Origin of the sequence: Paenibacillus sp. ClWae2A (assembly GCF_032452295.1) — a bacterium.
Taxonomy (GTDB): domain Bacteria; phylum Bacillota; class Bacilli; order Paenibacillales; family Paenibacillaceae; genus Paenibacillus.
In genome coordinates this window covers 837,897-859,699 of the sequence record NZ_JAULSQ010000002.1, presented here as the reverse complement: position 1 = coordinate 859,699, position 21,803 = coordinate 837,897, and the positions used below count along the sequence as shown (strand labels likewise).

Sequence of the window (21,803 nt, the reverse complement as noted above, 5' to 3'; positions counted from 1 at the left end):
ATAAGCGTGAATCGACAAAATATCGGGTAAAGATGTAGTACATACATAAGAATTATGCATATATCCAAGGAGTGTTTTACATCGAATGATGCAAATGCTCACATCGCAGGAGGAACAATGTCATGAACAAAAACATACAAAACATACAAGTTGGATTCAAATGCCCGGATTGCCAGCAGGATGTCCGAGCGGAATTTATAGATGAACAGGTCAGCACGGTGCGTTGTAAAGGTTGTGACAGAGCGTATACGCTCTTGAAGCCAACCATCGGTGATGAGATTCTGCTGGATTGGGAACAGGAGGCTTTGTATCACAAGCTGAGGGCAGAGCGGTCTGAACTGGATAATCACAATATGTCTGCCTTGATTATCAAAGTTATCGAGCTGCTTACATGGCGTGATCGGGGAGATGGACAGACCCGTGCCATACAGACCGTGAGGGAATGGCTTGCTTCCAGTGGCAAACCTCAGACCTTACTTGAATTGTTCCATCAATCTCCGCCACAACCTGAAAATAAACGTTTCGATCGTTAATGATTTACATACATTAGCCGTTCCTGTGGCATATTACCTGAAGGTGTTCGTGTGTGCAAACGACTAACCGAATTTTTCAGGAACAGGAGCGGATAGAATGAAGCGAATGGTTCTATATATACTGTTGGGACTGTTATCCATCAGTATGGTACCGGCACAGACTGAAGCATCACCGGTTACCGGAGCGTATCACTTTGGCTTCAAAAAAAGTCAAAACGGTCAGCTGCCCTCCATTGATCAGGAAGGCTTTAAATCGATCTTACAACATAACGATGCCATTTTCCTGGGAGATACAAAACAGAAGGAATTGTATCTCACGTTTGATAACGGGTATGAGAATGGATTCACACCTGCCATACTGGATGTTTTGCGTACCAAGAAGGTGCCAGCTGCTTTTTTTGTGACAGGTCATTATCTGAAAGATCAGCCTGAGTTGGTCAAACGTATGGCGGCTGAAGGTCATATTGTCGGTAATCATTCATGGAGTCATCCGGATATGACCCGCATCTCCAATGAAAAACTTAGAGAGGAACTTGAGAAGGTTAAGTCGGAGGTTAATCGGCTGACGGGTCAACAAGCGACCTTTCTACGTCCACCACGCGGGATCTTTAACAATCGCACGCTTGCGGAGAGTCATGCTCAAGGGTATGTGAACGTGTTCTGGTCTGTTGCTTATAAAGATTGGGATACTAATGTGCAGCGTGGTGCACAATATGCTCATCAAGAGGTACTGAAGCAACTTCATCCGGGGGCTGTCATTTTGCTTCATTCAGTATCCAAAGACAACACGGAAGCACTAGCTTCCATTATTGATGAGGCACGCAAGCAAGGTTATGCATTTAAAAGTCTGGATGATCTGCGGACCAAAAATTATTGATCTGTATCGTAATGAACAATGGACCAATGTAGGACATTCAAAAGTTTAGCAACATATTAAAGGGCATCCTGAGCGATTAAGCTCGGAATGCCCTCTTTAGTTGTATCGGTATGCCAGTGCAAGTAATGGATGTAACCACATACAGATACAGAAGAAAGAATTGGGTCATACGATCCGATGTTGCGTGTAATACTATAAAACAGTGTTGTAGATGATTCCAATCGTTTTCGGGCCGCAATGACTGCATACTACACAACCAGCAGTGGTTAGTTCAACTCGGGCACCCGTTTGTTCCTGCAAAGACTTCTGCAAGTCAAGCGCATCCTCTTCAGCCATAGTGTGCACAACAATCAGCAGGTCTGGATCGATCTGATCCTTCTGGCTGAGTGTATTATTCAGCATTTGTTCCAGAGCTTTTTCCCGTTTTCCGCGCACTTTATAGGCAGGTGCCATCTTGCCATCTGTTACCCGGATGACAGGACGAATCTTCAACAGGCTTCCAATCAGGTTCTGCATGCCCGAACAGCGTCCGCCTTTATGCAGATACTCCAGTGTATCGATGACAAACTCCGTGCGTACATTTGATTTCATCGCCTCAATCAGGTGTGTAATCTGAGGCAAGTTTTGCCCTTTATCAGCAGCATGTACCGCTTTCATCACCATCAGCGCAATTCCTGATGAGAGATTCTGTGAGTCAATAACCGAAATTCGACCTTCCGGGAACTCGGAACTCGCTAGTCGTGCATTTTGATAGGTAGAGGAAAGTTCAGAAGATAAGCTGATATATAGAATCTCATCCCCTTGATCTATGTAAGGTTGAAATGCCGTTATGAAATCAGCGGGGGAAGGTGCAGCTGTTTTGGGAAGACGCCCATCTTGGCTGACACGTTCATATAGCTGTTCAGGCTTAATCTCAGCGCCGTCTTTCAGTGATTCTTCACCGAACACGACATATAAGGGGATGATACCGATATCGTGCTGCTGGATCCATTCTGGAGCCAGATCACTTGTGCTATCCGCAAAAATTTTGATTCGTGACATGTCAATCTCCTTTGAAAACAATGATTTTGGCAAAAAATATAGATTATACTTATGTGTAAACCCATTCATTTTAATTATAAGGAAACATGACGCTGATGCAAAGCGTTACATCAGCGTCATGCCTACCAAGATAAGTCCAACGAATACCAGAATCATGATCCCATTTAATAGGGTTCCGATAATGGCAAAAACTTTCTTTCGATTCTTGAGAACAAGACCGATAATTCCGACGATGCCTCCGGCCAGATTGAGAATCAGGCAGACCAGAATGGCTAATGAAGCCAGAACCACTGCTGGATGCAAGGCGATCTCTTCTGTTTGCAACGGGGTGAGAACTCCGATGGATTCGTTTACAGCCATGGTGGCAATAAAGAATATCAGAATATAACCCAAGATTGCAACCAACCCAATGACAAAGCTGGCGATTCCAGGTCCGGAATGTTTCAGTGGTACCATTGGTTGCCTCTCATGATCTGGCGGGTATGCGTCGTAACTGTTGTTATTGTATGGATCTGCATGGCCAGGGTTCTGATCCGTGTTGTTATAACCTGAATTATAGGAATCGCGATTATCCATAATGTTGACTTGCCTCCCTTAATCATCGTACTGAGTGTTATTAACCTAATCGATGAGTAATGATTCTCCTTTTAGAGGTTGTTCAAACTCGGTACTGAAAACCAATCTTTTTGAACTTGCACTTAAAATACAACGATTACATACCTGTTTACTCTTCCATAAATATCGATAAAAATCAAGGATTTACGCTTGTTTCCTACAATTAATAGGGTAGGGATAGGACTATTAAGTATAAACAGACATATGATCTTTGAAGCTCTGTCCCGACTGGTAAAGGAAGAGTGGATTCGCTACAATAATAGGAGTGAATTGTAGTTGAATTAAGGGAGAGAACTTACATGCAACGAAGATGGATGATGCTTGGAGCTGTAATGACCATGCTATCGGTGGCGATCGGCGCGTTTGGTGCTCACATGCTCAAGGATACGATTGGGCCGGCGGCCATAGCTACATATGAGACGGGTGTGCAATATCACATGATTCATGCATTGGCCTTGCTCATTATTGGCTTGACGGCTGGTCAACTTGGAGCATCGACAAAACTGAAGTGGGCAGCGCGTCTGTTGTTTATCGGGATTATCGTGTTCTCGGGCAGTTTGTATGTGCTTAGTATTTCTGGTATCAAGATTCTGGGCGCAATCACACCAATTGGTGGGGTAGCCTTCATTGCTGGATGGTTGTTATTGGCATTAGATGTATGGCAGCGAGGTAAGGATCGCTCCTGATCGGTCCGAACGAATCTCGGAGGGTTCAAGCCTACATGAACCATTGAACTAAAAAAGCAACTTGCGTTAGAATGTCACGTCATTCTATTGCAAGTTGCTTTTTGTTTTAATCCGATGAAGTTAGTTACAGGAACTCATCGATTTCATTGGTTCGGAACGTATACACCTGTTTTTCATCGACATGGTAGATGCTCACCACACTGGTATCTCGATCAAAATTCAAAATACGGCAAGGAATGCTCTGATGTTTGCCGTTCTTGTTATTGACAACAATACGGGTGAGTTTGTTCTCTTTAATGAGCGTGTCAATCCACGCGTCAAACGAGTTTCCATCGGAAACATTGGATGTTTGGGTGGCAGGCTTTTTCTCGCTAACCGGTTTTTCTTGCTGATTCTGTGTTTTAACTGGATCAGGTGAGGCAGGTGTCTGAGTTGCAGTGGACGCCTTCTGTGCTGCGTTGGCTTGTGATTTTTTGCGTTCGTTGTGAAGTGTGACGAAGGAGTCCTTCTTGGACTGGAGTGTCGCTTCAATAATTTTGCCTAGCTCTATGCCGGATTGAATCCGAAAGTCCGCAATTTGTTCTTCTTTGTTTATGAACTCCAACAGGGACTGCAGTGCCAATGCATTTGAGCGGCTCTTAATAAGTATATCGACATTAAATAAAAAGCCGATGTCCTCTTGATTGGATAAGGTTTCTTTCATTCATCCCAGCCCCGTTAAAAAGTATGTCAGCTCAAAAAAACGCTTCAATACACTATATCATTAAAAAGGAAATTATCATAGTGCTCGAGACGCAGAAATATACCGAAACGAAATGAATTTAGTCCCGGAGTGCCCCTTAATTTCTCCCCAGAATAGAACAAATATTCTTCTTTTTTCATCCCCTGATCGTCTTGTTTGCCTGCGCCAGTCGTGCGGGTCTAATCTATAATTTATTTAATCAGGACAGGAAGCAACAGGGGGAATCGGGAATGGGCAATGCATATCAGGATCGATTGAGATACGTTTATAAAATTACATCTTCCAGAATTAGAAAAGCGGATTATGATCTGCATCTTACTTATCAAGAAGCGACAGTGAATGGAGAAGTGGCTTCTATTGGAAACCATCAGGTGTTTCGTTTTATAGATCGTATTCGAGGCTACAAGGAGAGGGAACAAGATCTGGCTAGAATCAAGCTGGAAATAGAGCGATTAAAAGCCTTGAAAACCAATTCTGAACATAAAAGAACAATGAAGAAATTGCATGAAGAACTGAAAAAATTGAAATTTGCCGATGATTACTTGCTGGTGGTCATTGAAAATAATAAAGACTATGACCGGCTGAATTCATCGAAAGCCTTCTCTGTCAACGGCAAAAAATATAAGCGGTTATTGGCTACGACAGGTGGAGCCAAAAGTTCGACGGTCATCTATGTGAGTGAGGATATTCATCCGCTGTTGGAGAAAAGATTGAATAACGGCAGAGATCCCAATAAAGAGCTGGTTCCTGCCAAACTGGAGGCATATAAGGCCCTGGCATGCAGTACAAGCACGCCTGTGTCACATCCCGAACGTGTATTGGTTGTTCAGGATTGCATAACCGAATTTGGCGCAGATATTATTCAGATTGATGATACCGAGACAGAATACCCTCGCATTGAGAGTAGGAAAAATGAGCCTATTCAGATGAATATGAGTGACGGATTTGGTCTGATCTCTCCTGCACTTAGTGAACGATGGGCAACCGAATTGGGGCATGCATATATCCCGAGTGGCTTCTGTATCCGTAATAGCTTCTGTAAAGGGATGGTCTTTACATTTGATTATCACGAATTTGCTGATCGAATTGCAGGAAAGTATATGGTGGATGATGCCTGGGGTAATCCTGTGGATATTCGAGAGGTAGACCTGATCATCACAACGTCCATGCTCAAACTATGGAGCTCGTATAACAGTATCGACGATTACCTGTTATGTTGCAGTTATTATGGCTACACGTTCAGCGTAACGAAGGTTACACCCAAAGAACTGGAGGATGAGCGTCATTTAAACTACCAGTTTATTCAGTCGCTCCAATTGGATGATAACGAGATTGGTGAACTTATTCGTCCCACGGTAGACTCGATTAAAGATGTGCTAGGTGAAGACTGTCGCAAGGCACTGTTATTTCTCAAAGGAATTCACATCCATGAGAACGATTATAGAAATAGTCCGGATGATTATATTAAAGGGCTGATGGTAGACCCACGACTTATAGATGATCCTTTTGTGCGAAGCAAAATTCATACCTTAATACGTAAGCGAATGAATGAAGCCAAGATCGGAGTTCTAAGAGTGAAAGGAAATTTCAGCATTATATCTGGCGATCCCTATACATTGTGTCAGAGCATATTTGGCTTGCCTTTAACAGGATTGCTGAATTCAGGAGAGTTCTACTCCAGATATTGGAATGAACGCCATGTGGACCGCGTAGCTTGCTTCAGAGCTCCGATGACTTGTCATAACAATATCAAGGTGCTTCGTTTTCGAAATACAGATGAGATACAGCATTGGTATCGTTATATGAACACGGTCACGATCTTAAATTCATGGGATACGACGACGCATTCTTTAAATGGTGCAGATATGGATAGTGATCAGGTCCTAACTACAGACAACCAAACGATTCTTGGGGCAATTCAGGAGCTTGATGCGATTGTATGTGTACAGAAAACTTCAGCCCCAAAAGTTCCGGATGAGAAGGATCTAATCCAGGCCAACAAAGACAGTTTCGGTGATCTCATCGGTTTTACAACCAACAAAATCACATCAATGTTTGATGTATTAGCCAATTATGAGAAGCATAGTGCAGAATATCAGGAAATGATGTACCGAATTCAATGTGGTCAGCATTATCAACAAAATGCCATTGACCAGGCCAAAGGGATTGAATGTAAAAAAATGCCGAAGCACTGGTATGATATTCGCGCTGCGGTAAAGGACGAGTCTGCCTTGAAAATGGTAGCACACAAGAAGCCTTATTTTTTCATATACAATGACCCGGAACAGAAAAAAGAATATACCACCTATGTAGAAAAAACGAGTCAAAAGTGCTTGCAGTTATTTGGCATGACTGTTGATGAATTGTATTCGAAAAAGGAGCTATCTCCGGATCAGGAACAGTTCCTGGCACAGTATGAACAGAGAATGCCTGTATCCACAGCACCATCTGTGATGAACCGGTTATGCCATCAAGTGGAAGACGAGTTCAACAAGTTAAAGTTAAAACAGACCGCAAGTTCGTTTGATCATACGATATTAATGAGTACCAAGAAATACTCCCGAGCTCGTTATAAAGAGATTCAACGATTATATCAGATGCATAACGAAGAGCTGCGTAGCTATATGACCAATCTGCGCAAAAGCAAGGTGAAAAAGGAAGAAAGATCTGCCCGATGGCAGTTGTTTGTTTCACGTTTCAAGGAGCAGGCGCTGGAGATCTGTAATAACGAAGAAGATCTGTGCAATATGATTGTGGACATGTGTTATCGAAATACGGAGAAATCAAAGCAATTTGTATGGGATGTTTCGGGGGATCAAATTATTCGCAATCTGTTGCTCAGCAATGATCACATCATCCATTATCCGGTTAGAGACCCGGACGGCGATATTGAGTACGCGGGAAAAACCTTTAAAATGACCCAAATGCATGTGAAGGAGCAGCGTCTTGAAAATCATTCTTAATGAACGTCATCATGCCGAGCAAGCAATTGCACATGGGAAAATGGATAAGAAGCCAACCAAAACGTTGGCATGTCTGGTCAAATATAAATTTGAACAAGGGAAGAGCGAGCATGAAGTTCATATGTTATTAGACCAATTTATGGCTCAACACTATCCAGATTATAATACTGTTCAATGGGATACGTATCTAACACGTGTCATCAGTCAGACCATAAACTGGATAAAAAAGAGAAAAGAAGATCAGAAAAGTACAATGATCGAAATTAATAAAATACCGATAACGGTTGATGAACTCCAGAAGATCAAAGCATTAAAAAGCATAAGACTAGAAAAATTAGCATTTGTAATGCTGGTATATAGCAAAATCAACAATCTTATAAACGAAAATAGTACGTATTGGGTTAATAATGATTTGAGAGAAGTATACAGTGATAGTCAAATGGCAGTTAGTAAAAAGGATCAAGGGCTGCTGGTGTATAAACTGATTCAACAGGGTTATCTCATAGGAAGCAAGCGAGTTGATTCCACAAATGTACAAGTGCAGTTTGCTTGCGAGAATGATAACGTTGCTTTTTATTTGGAGCGTTTCGATGATTTCGTGTTAGAGTACCTACGATGGAAAGGCGAGAATATTAAGGTCTGTACCATCTGTGGAAAACGCATGTTGGCCAAGTCCAATCGAATGAAGTATTGTAAGGACTGCAAGAAAGCTGGATATCATCAAGCGGGGCGTACTTACCTTGCATTTGTCTGAATGAGCAGTTTCTGAAGCAAATCATGATCGTATTGATCATGGTTTGCTTTTTTTATTTTCTGGTCTGCGCTTCATTAGAGAATAACCTCTAAGCCAGTCACACCAAGGGTTTCCACGTTTGTTCAAGAGAGTGTTTAGTGATAGTCAAGGGAAAAGACTCTCATGAAGGGACCTTTGCTGTCTACTTACCATTTAGGTAGAAGGGGGACGTTAATTGGAAATGAATCCTAGTTGCTCTGTCAAAAGTTATTTTAAGCAGACACAAGTCAGGGCTGCTCCATTACTCAAAAAAGAAGGTGTTGTATGGTTCGATCCACATTCATTCAATTAAGTAGCACGAGAGAAAAGATTATTGACAAGTTGCTGACGTCAAAGGATCTGATGAAGGCTGTTGCTTATGATACAGCGGACTATCTAGAACAATCCATTGTAGTTGATCCGAAACAATACATATACAAACGGATTTTCCCGCACCGGTGCATTCCCGGTGAAAATGAAGATGTACTGAAAACTGTAGTTTCTATCTCGCTTGAGAATATTCTACCTGTTCAGCATCAGTATAAAGCGGGCATTCTGTGTTTTAATGTGTACACTCATCGTCAGCTATGTCAGTCCAATAGTGAGCTGTTACGTACGGATTATATTATCAGTAAAATTGATGAACTTTTCGCCAAGAATCTAGATTTAGGCTTGGGACGATTGGAGTTTTATAAGATGGATGTTCTGGATATAAACTCTAACTACTATGGGGATAGCATTGCCTATCGCATGCTGGATTTTGCTTGATGAATGTACAGTACATCAAATTAAGAACGCTGGCTAACAAGCCTATCGTATTTCAGGGTCTAAATATTTTTCCCAAGTCACTGAATGCAATCGTTGAAGAAGGATATGAGAACTTTAATGAAAAGCTAAATCTGGTCAGTCTTAGGATAGAGGACATTTATCCATCGCTTTCACTGAAAGAGTATGATGGTGCGTTGATTGAACTACTATTGTACAGCAGGAACGAAAGCTTGGTTGCTACTTATCTGAATGCCTTTCATTATTTTCTTAACGTTGCCATTCAATTCAGTTATTCGGATTCATGTATTATGGCTGGTGACATCAGCTTGTCCTATTCGGATCTGGAACATATCGTCAAAATCATTCAAATTCAACATTGTGTAGTGACTAAGCAGGATGATGATTTCAATCCACTCAATGAGCGAGCAAGTGCATTAAGAGAAAAGATGCTTGCACGAAAACGCAGAGTGCGTGAATTAAAAGAAAGTTCATCGTCCGAGAACGCTTTAACTTTTACCGATTTGATATCCATCTTGAGTTCTAACGCCAATGGAATCAACATTCTTAATGTATTTGATCTGAATTTCTTTCAATTCAATGATCAGTTTAATCGCATGAAGCTATTAGATGATTATGAAGTTAACATTCAGGCTTTATTGCATGGGGCGGATTCCAAAAGTATCAAGTTAAAACATTGGATTTCTCCATTAAATTAACAAGCAGAGTTACTAATCAAATTAAACTATATAAAACTATCGGAGGTATTTTTTTATGAGCAGATATGGATCACGTGAAATTTTGGATGTAGTATTGAAAGATGTTAAGACTGGGGAACCGGTCGTTTATTTGGAAAGTTTGACGACATCGTCGATGGAGTTTGCTGGACAGACCGTATATGCACGTGGTGGAAAAGGGCATCCGAAGCTAATTGGCTGGGATTCCGAGAAAGATGTAACCATGACAATGGAAGATGCGTTGATCTCCAAAGAATCTCTCGCTGTTCTTACAGGATCTAAATTTGTAAAAGGAACCAAACCTGTGCATAAAAAAGAGGTTCTTGAAGTGAGTAAGACAGGAGAAGTCAAACTTAGTCATGCCCCACTTACATCCAAGTTGGCGCATTTCTTCAAAACATCAAACGGGTCATCTATGGATGCCAAACTCACCGCCTCTCCTATTACAGGTACTACTGTGACATTTACAGAAGTCACTCTCAATGAGGGAGATAAAGTTATTGCTGATTATTACTATGCAGCGCCAGATACTACGCAAAGTATGACGGTTGCTTCGGATGTGTTCCCAGGAACATACCTTCTTGAAGGTACGACGAATTGGAAGAATGAAGATGGCTTCGACGTAGAGGCTGTGTACACTATTCCTAAACTGAAAGTAATGCCTGGATTCTCGATTGGTATGGCATCAACGGGCGATCCGCAACCATTTACATTTACTTGTGAAGTGCTGAAGGATACGCATTCCAAAGCCATGGTTGTTATCGACGTACTGGAAGACTAAAACTTAGATGCAAGGATGGGGCTGGACCAAGCATTGGTTCAGCTCTTTTCTGTGATTATCCCAAGTAGCTTGAGCATTTTACAGAATTATATCACCTCGTCATATGCTTGAAATGTTGCGTGTCTTCATTCATGATCATGCGGCTTTTTCTATGTTTCGCCTGATATCATTAATAATTTGCTCAAGTACAGAGCCGTAATATCAGGGAGTTCTCATGTTAATCGGACCATTAAATCAGAATCAGGAGTGATCATATTGACTACGACAAAAACAAAAAAATTAACGGCGGCAGCTTTAAGTACGCTAGATGCAAAAAACAATCAGCGCAAAACGATTTATGTAACAGACCAACAGTATGAAGTCCAGATTCACACCTTTTTTCGGAAATCGCTAATTGATAATGTGAACACCAATTATTTATCTCTAATCGATCAACTTAGACAGAAAACAGATGTTACGGATCAAGTTATCAAAGATACAGTTGGGTTGTATAACACACTTCTTCTAAAAGAATTCTCAGATCTTCCGATTCCTAGAAAGCTGGATGTGGAGAAACTCATCAAGGTGACCAACATGTTGCTAGATAACGGAATTATGGAAGAAGTACTAATACAGTTCCCGGATGTGGAACTTAGAAAGCTTGAAGAACAGTTTAAGGCATTGCAAGAGAAAATGGCAGTAATGGTATCTGAGTTGGCCTTGACACGTGCACAGCAATCAACAGATGAGATTATTTAACGAAATACATCTATAAAAGGAGAATACTCATGTTAGTGTTTTTGAAAGCAAATCTGGAAAAACACATTGTATTCCTTCACCAGCTCAAGCTGGAAGCCAAGGAAAGCCGTATACGGACTCGGTTTAAAAAACTATTGGTTGAACACTATCAGCATTTTCATGAAGAAATGGAAGAGCTGAAAGATCAACACATGTTAAAGAATGAAGACGGCAGTTTTGTCATGAGAAACGGCAGCATGGTTCCACGAGACTCACTAATACTTCAAACAGAATTGCAGGAGTTACTGGAAGAACAAGTGATGATCGAGTCAAATGCTGAACGTATGCCAATGTTACAAGCGATGTACCGAATCCTGCAAAGTTGTTCATTGCAGTTGGAGGGAGAAACAGCGGATGTCTACGACCAACTGTGTGAACAGTTCGAACAATACGCACAATAGGGGCAATTCATTGAATTGCTCCTTTTTGTTATAAGAGGAGTGATGCATGAATGCAAAATGAACTGGATTTGAATATAAATACCAATCAAGTAATTACAGATCTTAATAAGGCCCTTCGAGAACTTTCAAATAAAATGAGCAAACTTGAGGTCAAAGTGGATTTTGATCAAAGTTTTGTGCAAGGAATGAACTCTTATGCAGAGGGCATGAACAGATTGAATCGTACCATGGTTCAGAATCAATTGATGATGCAAAGTTCAATGGATGAATATAAACGTATTCAGACGATTCAAGAACGTCAGCGCCATATGACGGATGCTGAGACAGCAGCTTATGAGAAACAACGCAAATCCATTAAACGTCTGGAACAAGAACTAGAAGGCTATACAGTGACCAAGAGTAAAGCAAACAAAAATCAATTAGGTGAAATTACCGGTTACTCTAAAACATATAAAAATGATGCAGGTCAACTTCTTACAGTGAATACCAATAATGACGGTGAAGTAAGAAATTACGATAAAGTGATGGAGCGTGTAGGTCAACAGCAACGTATCCTTAATCAACAAAACCGTTTGAACCAGCAACGTGAAATCATTCTCAGTGAAGAACAGGCCACGCGCAGAGCTTTGGAACAGCAAACAAGCCGAAACAACGAGTCCAAAGATCGAGCACATCAGCAAGCGCTACAACAGAATGCAAAAATGGATACAAACTTGCGTAATTCCATTAAGGAAACAGAAGAAAGAATCGCTCAGGCAAGTCAAAAATACAGTTTGAATGGAACGGTATCCAATGGGTTAAGATCACTAAGCAATGAGATGCTAACGCTTAACTCATCCATGTCTACGGTTGGTTATAAAGCATCTGCGGAGCATTTAGCTAGAGTCAATGAGCAGCTTAAAGCAACTACGCGCTCGTCTTCTGCAGCAGGTGGAGAAATCAAAACCTTGGGTGAAGTTATGCAGGGTGCCTCAACGATGGCTGGGGGATGGATGAGAAATGTAACCTCATTGATTCAGCCCATGGATGTCTTAAGGAAAGCAGTTCAATCCATCATTCAAATTGATGGTCAGATGAATCAGTTAGAACGAACAATAGGGAAGTCATTCAATGAAGAGCGAATGTTGGATGGTAGTATCAATATTGCTCAATCTACGGGACGTAGCATGTCTGAGGTGAACGGGAATTTAATCGGCTTTGCCAACCGCGGTTTTGACCAATCAGAAACGCTAAGTTTAGGGAAAGCTGCAAGTGTGCTTCAGAATATATCTAATTTGACGCCAGAAGAATCGGTTAACACTTTAACTGGGGCAATGACTGCTTTTAACATTGAAGCTACTAAGAGTATAGGGATAGCAGATCAGCTTAAACAGGTTAGTGGGATCTACAGTGTGTCAAGTAAGGATTTGGCATTATCATTAACATCAGCTGGTGCAGCAGCCAAGTTATTTGGTGTTTCGATGGAGCAAGTGCTAGGCAATACAACAGCTATTAGTAGTATAACTCGAGAAAGTGGAGATATCGTAGGACGAGGACTGAACATGATCTATTCCAAAGTTGCCTCGGACGATCCGTCTACCGGAGCACTTCAAGCGGTGGGGATATCCAGTGCCAATAAAGATGTGATTACGGTACTCGATGAACTGGCAGGGAAATGGAATCAGCTAACAAAAGCGGAGCAACAAAACACGGCTACCAAATTGACTGCACTGAATCAAACAACAATGTTTACAGCCCTGATGCAGAACTGGCAAACATCCGTGAATGCATCGGAATCTGCCCTTCATTCACAAGGGGCGGCAATGAAAGATAATGAGCAATATATGGGGTCACTCGGCGCACGAATTCAAAATATGCAGACCGCTTGGGAGTCACTCACACTTGCACTGGGTAACGCATTGGTATCAGACAGCATTATCACCATTACTTCACTTGTTACCGGTTTACTGAACTGGATGGCACAACTAAATAGCAGCTTTGCATTATTTGGTCTCTTAGGCATGGCCGTAGGTTTGTTAAGCGCGTCTTTACGAATTTTGGTAGTGGAGATTGCGAAGGCTATTCTCGGTTTGATGGGAATTCCTGCTGCAACTATTGCAGCGAGTGCGGGTACCAAAGCGTTGAGCATGAGTCTTACTATATTAAAAAATTCTTTTAAGGCATTACTAGCTAGCACTGGTGTAGGACTTGTGTTTGCGCTAATCGGTACCGGTTTAGAGTGGTTAATGAATAAGTTCTCAAACGCGACTCAAGCCACCGAGGATTTTTCTGATAAAACAGAAGCGTTGAATCAGAAGGTATACGACCTCAATGGTTTGAAATCATTGTCAGTAGAGTATGAGGAACTCTCAAACCAGGCATCGCTTAATTATGAAGAAAAAACAAGGCTTGTTCAACTTGAAAGTGAATTGTCTACCAGATACGGTATTACAACTCAGTCACTTAATGGTCAGACCAAATCTCTGAGTGAGAATACAGATGCAATCAAAGGGAAAATTGAACAACTAGAAACAGAAATTGAGAACGAAAGATTCAAGGCTGAATTGGCATATAATAAACAGTCAAGGGACATTGAGGGAAGATTAGCTGGTAATAAAGAAAAAATTAACGATAAAGAGAATTTAGTAGAGACAATTGATGTTAACTACAATAAACAACTAAAGTTGTTGAAATATTATAATCAAATAGGACCAGAGAATTATAGTAAAGCTGATTACGATCAAACGGTGTACAATGTAGAATTTGGTGCCAATAAATTCGAAAGTGAGAAAGCGAAACTAGATCAACTAAACCAAGAGTTCCAAAAAGATATTAATATCAAATCTGATGCAATCAAAGTAGCTTATCAGAGCTACATAGATCTACAAGAAGCAGAAGGGACCGAGGTTAAGGCGTCAACCCGAAAGTTTGTCGATATCTATGTTGAAATGGCAGCACAGAGTGAAGCTACAGCTTTTGAGATCAAAGAAGATGCAAAAGAAATATTCAATGCCCTACAGAATCAAGAATTTAAAACACCTGAAGAAGCAATGACCTTTCTACAGCAGTTGCCTAACGTTGGTGATATGACTATAGATACGTTAAATAAAGTTAATCAAGCAATCGCGGAGATTAATTTAGCACCTTTAGAGGAACCTATCAAGGTAAATACCGATTTAAGTAAATTTACCAGTGAGGTCAATAGTGTTACCTCGGAGATTGGCAAATTGAACTCTGTTATTCATGACCTATCCAAGGGGCAGTCTCTGTCTGCAGATGAGATGAATGCATTAATTCTCAAGTATCCCGAACTTGCTAAGCATGTGAAACAAACAAAAGATGGCTATACAATTGAGAAATCGGCCTTGGAGAGCTTGAAGAAAACAAAAGTAGATTATATTAAAACGTTAGGGGTGCTTTCACAGCAGGAATTGATCAATAATAACCAAGCACTCGTGGGTAAATTGAGAGCTTGGGGCATCGAGATTGATGCTCTCACGACACTTGCAAAATTAAATGCTGCCAAAGCTCAGGTAAGGTTAACACTTGCTGCAGACGTTGAAGTTGAAGATTACACAGGAAAGGGAATAGAAAATCAAGCAGTACTAAATCAGTCCGAAAAGGAGCTTCAGAAACTTATAGCTCCTTTTAATGAACTTTTGGAACGTTCTTTTGATGCAAGGGCTAGTATAAATAAGTTAACTGATTCAGTAGACTTATTGGGTATTAGTAATGAGAAAAATGCGGGGTCGTCTGATAAGGCTGCAAACTCCGCCAAACAAGCCAATAACACATATACAGAAACCACTGAGGTTCTGACCGAACTTCAGAAACAAATTCAAGGTGTAGATAAATCCTTGGATGATCTGCACAACAGACAAAAGAATATGGAAACCAGTTCAGCTGCATATCGAAAATCATTGATGGAAGAAAACTCTTTACTCGAACAGAAGAAAAACCTTATTGAGAAAGGTATACAGAACCCGGAGAAATTAGTATCTACCAAAATAAAAACAACCAAGCAATCAGAAGATGCAACATCTGAGAGCGTTTTTACTGCAGCGAAAACAACAGGTAGTTACGCAGGAAAATATGCTAACTATATTAACAAGTATGCTGAGCAGTATAAGGTCGACCCGAATATGATTGCGGCAATTATACAAACAGAGAGCAGATTCAAGCCTAATGCCATGTCTCCGGTAGGAGCATCAGGACTTATGCAGTTAATGCCTCCTACAGCCAAAGGATTAGGGGTAAAAAATAGTTTTGATCCTGAACAGAATATTAAAGGGGGAACCAAATACTTTTCGGATCTTCTAAAAATGTATAAAGGTAATGTTGAACATGCTCTGGCTGCGTATAATGCGGGTCCCGGAAATGTAAATAAGTGGATTGAGAATGGTGAAATACATAATATTCCTTTTTCGGAGACGAAAAAGTACGTTCCCAATGTTCTTAATAACTATGCTTCTATTTCGGGAGTAGCATCTATAAACTCTGAATCATCCACCCCAAAAAGTACAGGTAATACGTCCGTAATTGTACCAGCGACGTTAGATGAAAAGAATAAAGCAGTAGAAGAGAAGCAGAAAGAATTAAAAGATATTTCTAACCTACAAATGGATAATCGGTACAAGCTAATCGATTCCTGGGCTGAATATTACGAATTGGCAATCGATAAAGTACAGACAAAGATCGCAAAATCTACAAGTAAACAATCCATGTTATACATTAATTCTGAGGAATGGCGCAAAGAAGAACAATCACAAATTAGTTATGTTGGTCAACAAATTAAATTGAGAGAGCAAGAGATAGCCAAGATTAAGCAACTGCTTAAAGATAAGAAAATAACTTCAGAAACGTATAATAAGCAAATTGCAGACCTGGAATCAAATAACGTAGAGGATGAATCTCAAATTTATGCTAAAAGAGAGAAAGTGATAGATTCATATATCGGAAGTTATAATGACAAGCTTTCGGAACAAGATCATCTAGTTTCTCTTTCAAATGCAAAATTGAAGACCATGACGGAAGGATCTGCAGAATATAATAAGGAACTTGCAAGCCAGCTTCCTGTTCTACAAGAGAAGAACCGTATCACAGAAGCAGAGATTAAATATGTAGAGCACCTGCTTTCAGGTGGCAAATTAAACGCTGATCAGACCGTTAAATATACCAATACGCTGAAAGATTTAAACATAGCGCTAATAGACAACAATTCAGCTATGAGTGACGTAAATGAGAGATTAAAAGCCTTGCGTGAAAATGCCGCAGACAAAATTATTGAAGATTTCAAAAAAGTCATTGAGCAGCAACGCGACTTTGCTATCGATGCAATTGATGAGCAGCGGAAAGCTGAAGACGAACGTCATAAAGAGCGAAATAAACATCTGGATGATGAGCAGAAGAAGTTCGAAACGCACATTAATGCACGGCTAAAAGCACTGGATCGTGAAAATTCTTCTGTCGATTATGAGGAAGAGTTGACCAAGAAAAAGAACGAACGTCAGAAAATTGTGGACAAACTTAACGTTTTGTCTTTGGATAACTCCATGGAGGCTAAGGCAAAACGAAAAGATCTGACAGAGCAACTCTCAACCGTAGATGAAGAAATCGCTAAGTACGAACGTGATCGTGAAAGAGAGCTTGTTAAGCAGGGACTACAGGACCAACTTGATGATCATAAGAACTACACAGATAAGCTAAAAGAAGAAGATAGCGATCTTCATGAGACAACGCTAGCTAATCTGGATGATGAGAAGAAGAAAACAGAACGTTACTACAAGGACATCCTTGAGGACCAAAAGTATTTTTATGATTTGAAGCAAGGATTGATGAGTAACGATGCTGCAGTCGTCAGTGCAAAATTAATCGAAATAGGAGACAGGTATAACGAATTATTTGCTAGCATTAAGCAGCATGCATTTGAAACCTCTCAAGAAATGCAGAACATGACGTACAACTTTCAGCAATCGATGGAAGGCATAGGGAAATTTAAAGCAGGAGACTATTCATCATCCGATTCAGGATCACAGGGTAACAATAATAGTGGATCAGCCAATGAATTTAAAATTCAAGGCACGATGGAAACAAGAAAAGCATGGACACATTATTTGAGTAATAAGGATCAAGCTGAAAAAATCCGGAAAGAAATGGCTTTATATAATACAGACTCTTATAAATATCAGCAACTGGAGAAGGATTTCAAAAAACTACAAGAGGAGAACCAAGGATACCGGGACAAATATAAATTTCCTGACAACAGCTTTGCGGAACTGGCTAAGCTAAATATCTTTTCAGCGAATACTGGTGGTATGACTCCGTCGTTTGCAGGAGGAAAATTCCTGCTTGCCCATGAGAAAGAGTTGATTCTGAATCAATCGGATACATCCAATCTTCTGAAGATTGTAGATGTTGTTCGGGGGATCACAGATCGAATCAAGACCGGTCTTGATTTCAGTACATTTAAAATTTCTGAGAATAGAGTTGCCGGAAATACGGATAACCGGATCCAGATTGATAAAGTTGAAATTATGGCTAAAGATAACGATACCGGAATGAACTTGCTTGGGAAATTCGAAGAAGCGTTGAATAACAAATTAAAGTGGAGAACCATTTAGGGAAGGGCAGAAGCCCTTCCTTTTTATATTTGCAGAAAGGAGTGAAGCCATTGCCAGGTGTTATAGATTATCTTAGAAAACCTATACAGCCCCAATATTTTTTAGCAAAACCGAATCGGGAGATCATTAGCAAATTGAGTGAGATTTGTCATGACTCCATGAGTATTCGCTTAAATGATGTTAGCGAGTTATCATTCTCTATACCGTACCAGCTGGATATTGCCCATGTCTTGCACAGAAACAAAAATGTAGATCTGATCAAAGAACGATATTTAATAAAAATGGTGCAAGGTACCAAGATAGAGTGGTTTACGGTGAATAGCCTAGGGGATGATCTGGGTGATGCGGACATGCTAAACGTCCGTTGTTACTCTCTAGCCAGGGAATTGTCAGACAAGCGTATCCATAGTTATTTTGCAGAATCGTATCATGCAGAACAAGTGTTGACGGAACTGCTGGCCAACACGCTTTGGAACATTGATTATCTGGACGCCGATTTTAAATTAAGTTACAGGACATTCGATTTTTCATCTAACAGTGCGCTTGAGGCTGTATTCTCGGTAGCAGAGACATATAACGCGATTGTTCATTTTAATACAGAAAAACGACTAATCAGTATGACCAAGCCAGAACTGACTGGAATTAATCGAGGACTCACCGTGGGTTATGGGAAATTGTTAAAAAGCATGAATCGCGAGACAAGTGCTGAGGAAATGGTTACGAGATTATATGCCAGTGGCAGAGATGGTTTAGGAATTCAGAAAGTGAATCCTACAGGACAGAATTATATTGAGAATTTTGGCTACTGGTTGTATCCGTTTGAACGCGATTCTTCTCGTGAAGTCATTACCTCAAGTCTTTGGATGTCTGATGGACTGTGCCATGCTTTACTTGATTACAATAACTTGGTTGAGTCTAACAAGGAGAAATTCAATCAGTATCTGGATCAACTCCAACAGTATGAAAAGGATCTGATTCCATTACAGATTGATCTGAACAAGTTGCAAAACGACGAGGCTGTTTTGGAGGAAGTGACACTTTCCCAACAGTTTGCTGATAAAATGTTTTTTGAAAAATATACTCATTCGGGCAACTCATCTCGAACGTTTCAACTTAACTCAGATTATGCATATGCTGTCATGATACGACTTGAGCCTGCTGCTGGAGTATCCATTTCAGTGAATGGAACATGGGTCAATACAGTATCTGGAAAATGGACGATGCTAACCAGATCTAAGGGAACTGATTCGGTTACGGTAAGTTTAAACGGGGGTGCAGCAAGTTGCTTCATTCAGGTAAACACCATAAGCCTTGGTGAATACGATACCTCTTCCAATGAAGCTATCATTGTGGATCGATATAGTTTGGATCAGAAAAAGAACCAAATCTCCCTGAAAGAGGTCGAAATCTCAAACCTGAATAGCAAGATTATAGCGGTTAAGCAACAAATTACACAGCTACAGACCTTATTAACGGCAGAGAACAACTTTTCCTCAGAGCAATTACAGGAGCTCAACTACTTTGTTATTGAACGAGAATTTAATGAAGACAAGTACATTGATGAAAAGGATCTGTACGAGGCAGCTCTTGAAAAATTCAGGGAACTGCAGGTACCTCAACTATCTGTGGATATAGACATTGTTAACTTTCTGGAGATTGTGGAGGAGCAGCTTAATTGGGATAAACTCAATCTGGGGGATTATGTAAACGTGAAATATGAATCAGTTGGTATTGGTGTGACCGCCCGTATCAGTGAGATTCAATATAACTATGATTCATCTTCCATCAGTCTAACGTTATCCAACATCAAAAATGTAAATGATGAATCTACCCGAATTGAGAAGTTTCTAAATGAAACCAAGAATACCTCGATCATTGTTGATACCAATAAGACAAAATGGGGTCAAGCTGTCGTTGATTCATCCGATATGAGTAAGCTGTTTGACCGATTCTGGAATAAGGTTACGAATGAAATTAATATGTCCATTAATAACACAGTGGATATTAACAACAAGGGGATTACCATTACTGATCCGGATGATCCATTACGTTTTCTACGTTTGACAAACGGTGCATTGGGCCTTACACGATCAGGGGGGCTGAAATATGAAACGGCCATTACAGCAGATGGACTGATTGCTGAAATGGTGCTAGGCAAGATCATTCTGGGTCAGCGAGTTGTGATAGGGGATACAACAGGTGTGTTTACCATTGAGGGGTCCAGATTGATGATTGATGACCGTTGTGGACGTGAAGTCGTTAAGCTCGGGTTGCTCTCGGAGCAACCGGATCGTTTTGGATTTTTCCTGAACCGGTACGGTTCATCTAACTGTAATGATACGACCAAAGTTAATCGGGTTTCTATGACAGCGGATGAAGGATTCATCATCGAACGTTTTCGTAACGGAATTGCAGACAAAACGTTCGGCACTTCGCTTGATGGTGATCTGTTTGTCAAAGCTGGCGTGGATGATCAGGTCTTTACAATAGATAAAAATGGTTTGGCTCTCGGGTCCAGTGTATGGGCGAGGGCTCCTTTTCATGCGGATTATTACGGTAATGTCTGGATGAATAAACTGTATGCAGATTCAGCAGAGATTCAAAACTCTTTGTTCAAAGATGGCCAGATCGAAGGATCATCATTAACCTTGCGAGATGGGGCCGGTGTGATGAAAATGTTCCCATTGAAAGGATTCTGGGCTGGCGCAGAAGAGTTTGAAGATGCTGTTGCGTCCATTGCCATGGATGGTACTGCCAAATTTAAAAAGCTGAAGATAACGGATAATCAAAACACGCTGTTGATTGATTCGGAGCAACGTAAGATATTCATGAATCAATGGGACATTGTGGGTGCGGGAGCGATCGATGCAGAACTGATCGCAGCAACGATGGTTACGGCAGAGGATGGTTTCATAAGTTCAATCGTTTCTGGCAAAGTTTCGACTTTGACGCGCGCAGCAGTACAAGGATGGTCCAACTACATCAAGATTGAAGGGAAAGAGTTAACCTTTCTGACGAGTATGGTTGAGGCGGGAACGGGTACGCATAAAGCGTTATCGGATGGGCGTAAGTTATATTGGCGTAATACCAGTCAATCCGGTGAAATGACAACGGATGTAACCAACTGGCCAGTGATGGTCTATGGAATGACGGACAAGACCAAAATGAAGCTGTATTTTGAAGGGGATGGACAGACAGCCTATCCGATTATCAGTATGGGTGAGGGAGACGCAAGGCAATATGGCAAAGGTCTAATAACCAAACCCAACGGGTCCCTCGAACTGTTATATTCGGCACAATCCAATGGAAGAGGAAGAAGTCTGAAATTCATGGATGACAAAGTGATTATGGAGTCTGAATCGGGACCAGTTGAAGTAAGTGGTAAAGAAATTATTTTCAAAACAGAAGCTGGTTCAACCATTCATATGAAAAACGATGGTGATATTGAAATCAAAGCTAATCGCAATATTAAAGTTAACGGCCAACGTATAGACCTGAATTAACAGTAGATCTG

At 40.7% G+C, this 21,803-nt stretch carries 15 protein-coding genes; 12 read left to right on the top strand and 3 right to left on the bottom strand.

Annotated elements, in window-relative coordinates:
• The first annotated feature begins 122 nt into the window (after positions 1 to 122).
• Together QVE09_RS10025 and pdaA are read left to right on the top strand one after the other, a co-directional pair.
• A complete protein-coding gene (locus tag QVE09_RS10025; protein ID WP_315936698.1) occupies positions 123 to 533 on the top strand; it encodes a hypothetical protein in 411 nt (136 codons plus the stop codon).
• Between the two features lie 97 nt (positions 534 to 630).
• On the top strand, positions 631 to 1,410 hold the full coding sequence (gene pdaA / locus QVE09_RS10020; RefSeq protein ID WP_315936697.1) for a delta-lactam-biosynthetic de-N-acetylase: 780 nt from the start codon (positions 631 to 633) through the stop codon (positions 1,408 to 1,410).
• 192 nt (positions 1,411 to 1,602) lie between these two features.
• Here the strand turns inward: pdaA and QVE09_RS10015 are convergent, their stop codons facing one another.
• Together QVE09_RS10015 and QVE09_RS10010 are read right to left on the bottom strand one after the other, a co-directional pair.
• The gene (locus QVE09_RS10015; RefSeq protein ID WP_315936696.1) at positions 1,603 to 2,451 is read right to left on the bottom strand and encodes a DegV family protein; all 849 of its coding nucleotides are present in this window, start codon (positions 2,449 to 2,451) and stop codon (positions 1,603 to 1,605) included.
• A gap of 105 nt (positions 2,452 to 2,556) precedes the next feature.
• The gene (locus tag QVE09_RS10010) at positions 2,557 to 3,027 is read right to left on the bottom strand and encodes a hypothetical protein (protein WP_315936695.1); all 471 of its coding nucleotides are present in this window, start codon (positions 3,025 to 3,027) and stop codon (positions 2,557 to 2,559) included.
• Positions 3,028 to 3,365: 338 nt separating this feature from the next.
• Between QVE09_RS10010 and QVE09_RS10005 the strand changes: the two genes are divergently transcribed.
• The gene (locus QVE09_RS10005; RefSeq protein WP_017689551.1) at positions 3,366 to 3,752 is read left to right on the top strand and encodes a DUF423 domain-containing protein; all 387 of its coding nucleotides are present in this window, start codon (positions 3,366 to 3,368) and stop codon (positions 3,750 to 3,752) included.
• Positions 3,753 to 3,876: 124 nt separating this feature from the next.
• Here QVE09_RS10005 and QVE09_RS10000 read toward each other — a convergent pair whose 3' ends face one another.
• Complete coding sequence (locus QVE09_RS10000; protein ID WP_315936694.1) at positions 3,877 to 4,455, bottom strand: hypothetical protein; 579 nt, start codon at positions 4,453 to 4,455, stop codon at positions 3,877 to 3,879.
• A 269-nt stretch (positions 4,456 to 4,724) separates the two neighbouring features.
• Here QVE09_RS10000 and QVE09_RS09995 point away from each other — a divergent pair, with 269 nt between their 5' ends.
• The 9 genes from QVE09_RS09995 to QVE09_RS09955 all read left to right on the top strand — a co-directional run bounded on the left by QVE09_RS09995 (position 4,725) and on the right by QVE09_RS09955 (position 21,792).
• On the top strand, positions 4,725 to 7,457 hold the full coding sequence (locus QVE09_RS09995; RefSeq protein ID WP_315936693.1) for a hypothetical protein: 2,733 nt from the start codon (positions 4,725 to 4,727) through the stop codon (positions 7,455 to 7,457).
• Positions 7,441 to 8,211: a hypothetical protein gene (locus QVE09_RS09990; protein WP_315936692.1), complete on the top strand. Its 771-nt coding sequence runs from the start codon at positions 7,441 to 7,443 to the stop codon at positions 8,209 to 8,211. The genes QVE09_RS09995 and QVE09_RS09990 overlap by 17 nt, the downstream gene beginning before the upstream one ends.
• Before the next feature lie 303 nt (positions 8,212 to 8,514).
• The gene (locus tag QVE09_RS09985) at positions 8,515 to 8,997 is read left to right on the top strand and encodes a hypothetical protein (RefSeq protein ID WP_315936691.1); all 483 of its coding nucleotides are present in this window, start codon (positions 8,515 to 8,517) and stop codon (positions 8,995 to 8,997) included.
• Complete coding sequence (locus QVE09_RS09980) at positions 8,997 to 9,713, top strand: hypothetical protein (RefSeq protein ID WP_315936690.1); 717 nt, start codon at positions 8,997 to 8,999, stop codon at positions 9,711 to 9,713. The genes QVE09_RS09985 and QVE09_RS09980 overlap by 1 nt, the downstream gene beginning before the upstream one ends.
• Positions 9,714 to 9,768: 55 nt before the next feature.
• Positions 9,769 to 10,512, top strand: a complete 744-nt coding sequence (locus QVE09_RS09975) for a hypothetical protein (RefSeq protein WP_315936689.1) — start codon at positions 9,769 to 9,771, stop codon at positions 10,510 to 10,512.
• A gap of 255 nt (positions 10,513 to 10,767) precedes the next feature.
• On the top strand, positions 10,768 to 11,250 hold the full coding sequence (locus tag QVE09_RS09970) for a hypothetical protein (RefSeq protein ID WP_315936688.1): 483 nt from the start codon (positions 10,768 to 10,770) through the stop codon (positions 11,248 to 11,250).
• A gap of 29 nt (positions 11,251 to 11,279) precedes the next feature.
• Positions 11,280 to 11,690 carry a hypothetical protein gene (locus tag QVE09_RS09965; protein WP_315936687.1) on the top strand — a complete coding sequence of 137 codons (411 nt, stop codon included), beginning with the start codon at positions 11,280 to 11,282 and terminating at the stop codon, positions 11,688 to 11,690.
• Positions 11,691 to 11,740: 50 nt separating this feature from the next.
• The gene (locus tag QVE09_RS09960; RefSeq protein WP_315936686.1) at positions 11,741 to 18,289 is read left to right on the top strand and encodes a phage tail tape measure protein; all 6,549 of its coding nucleotides are present in this window, start codon (positions 11,741 to 11,743) and stop codon (positions 18,287 to 18,289) included.
• Positions 18,290 to 18,330: 41 nt separating this feature from the next.
• Entirely contained in the window at positions 18,331 to 21,792 is a 3,462-nt protein-coding gene (locus QVE09_RS09955; protein WP_483874294.1) for a phage tail spike protein, read from the top strand.
• Positions 21,793 to 21,803 lie beyond the last annotated feature (11 nt).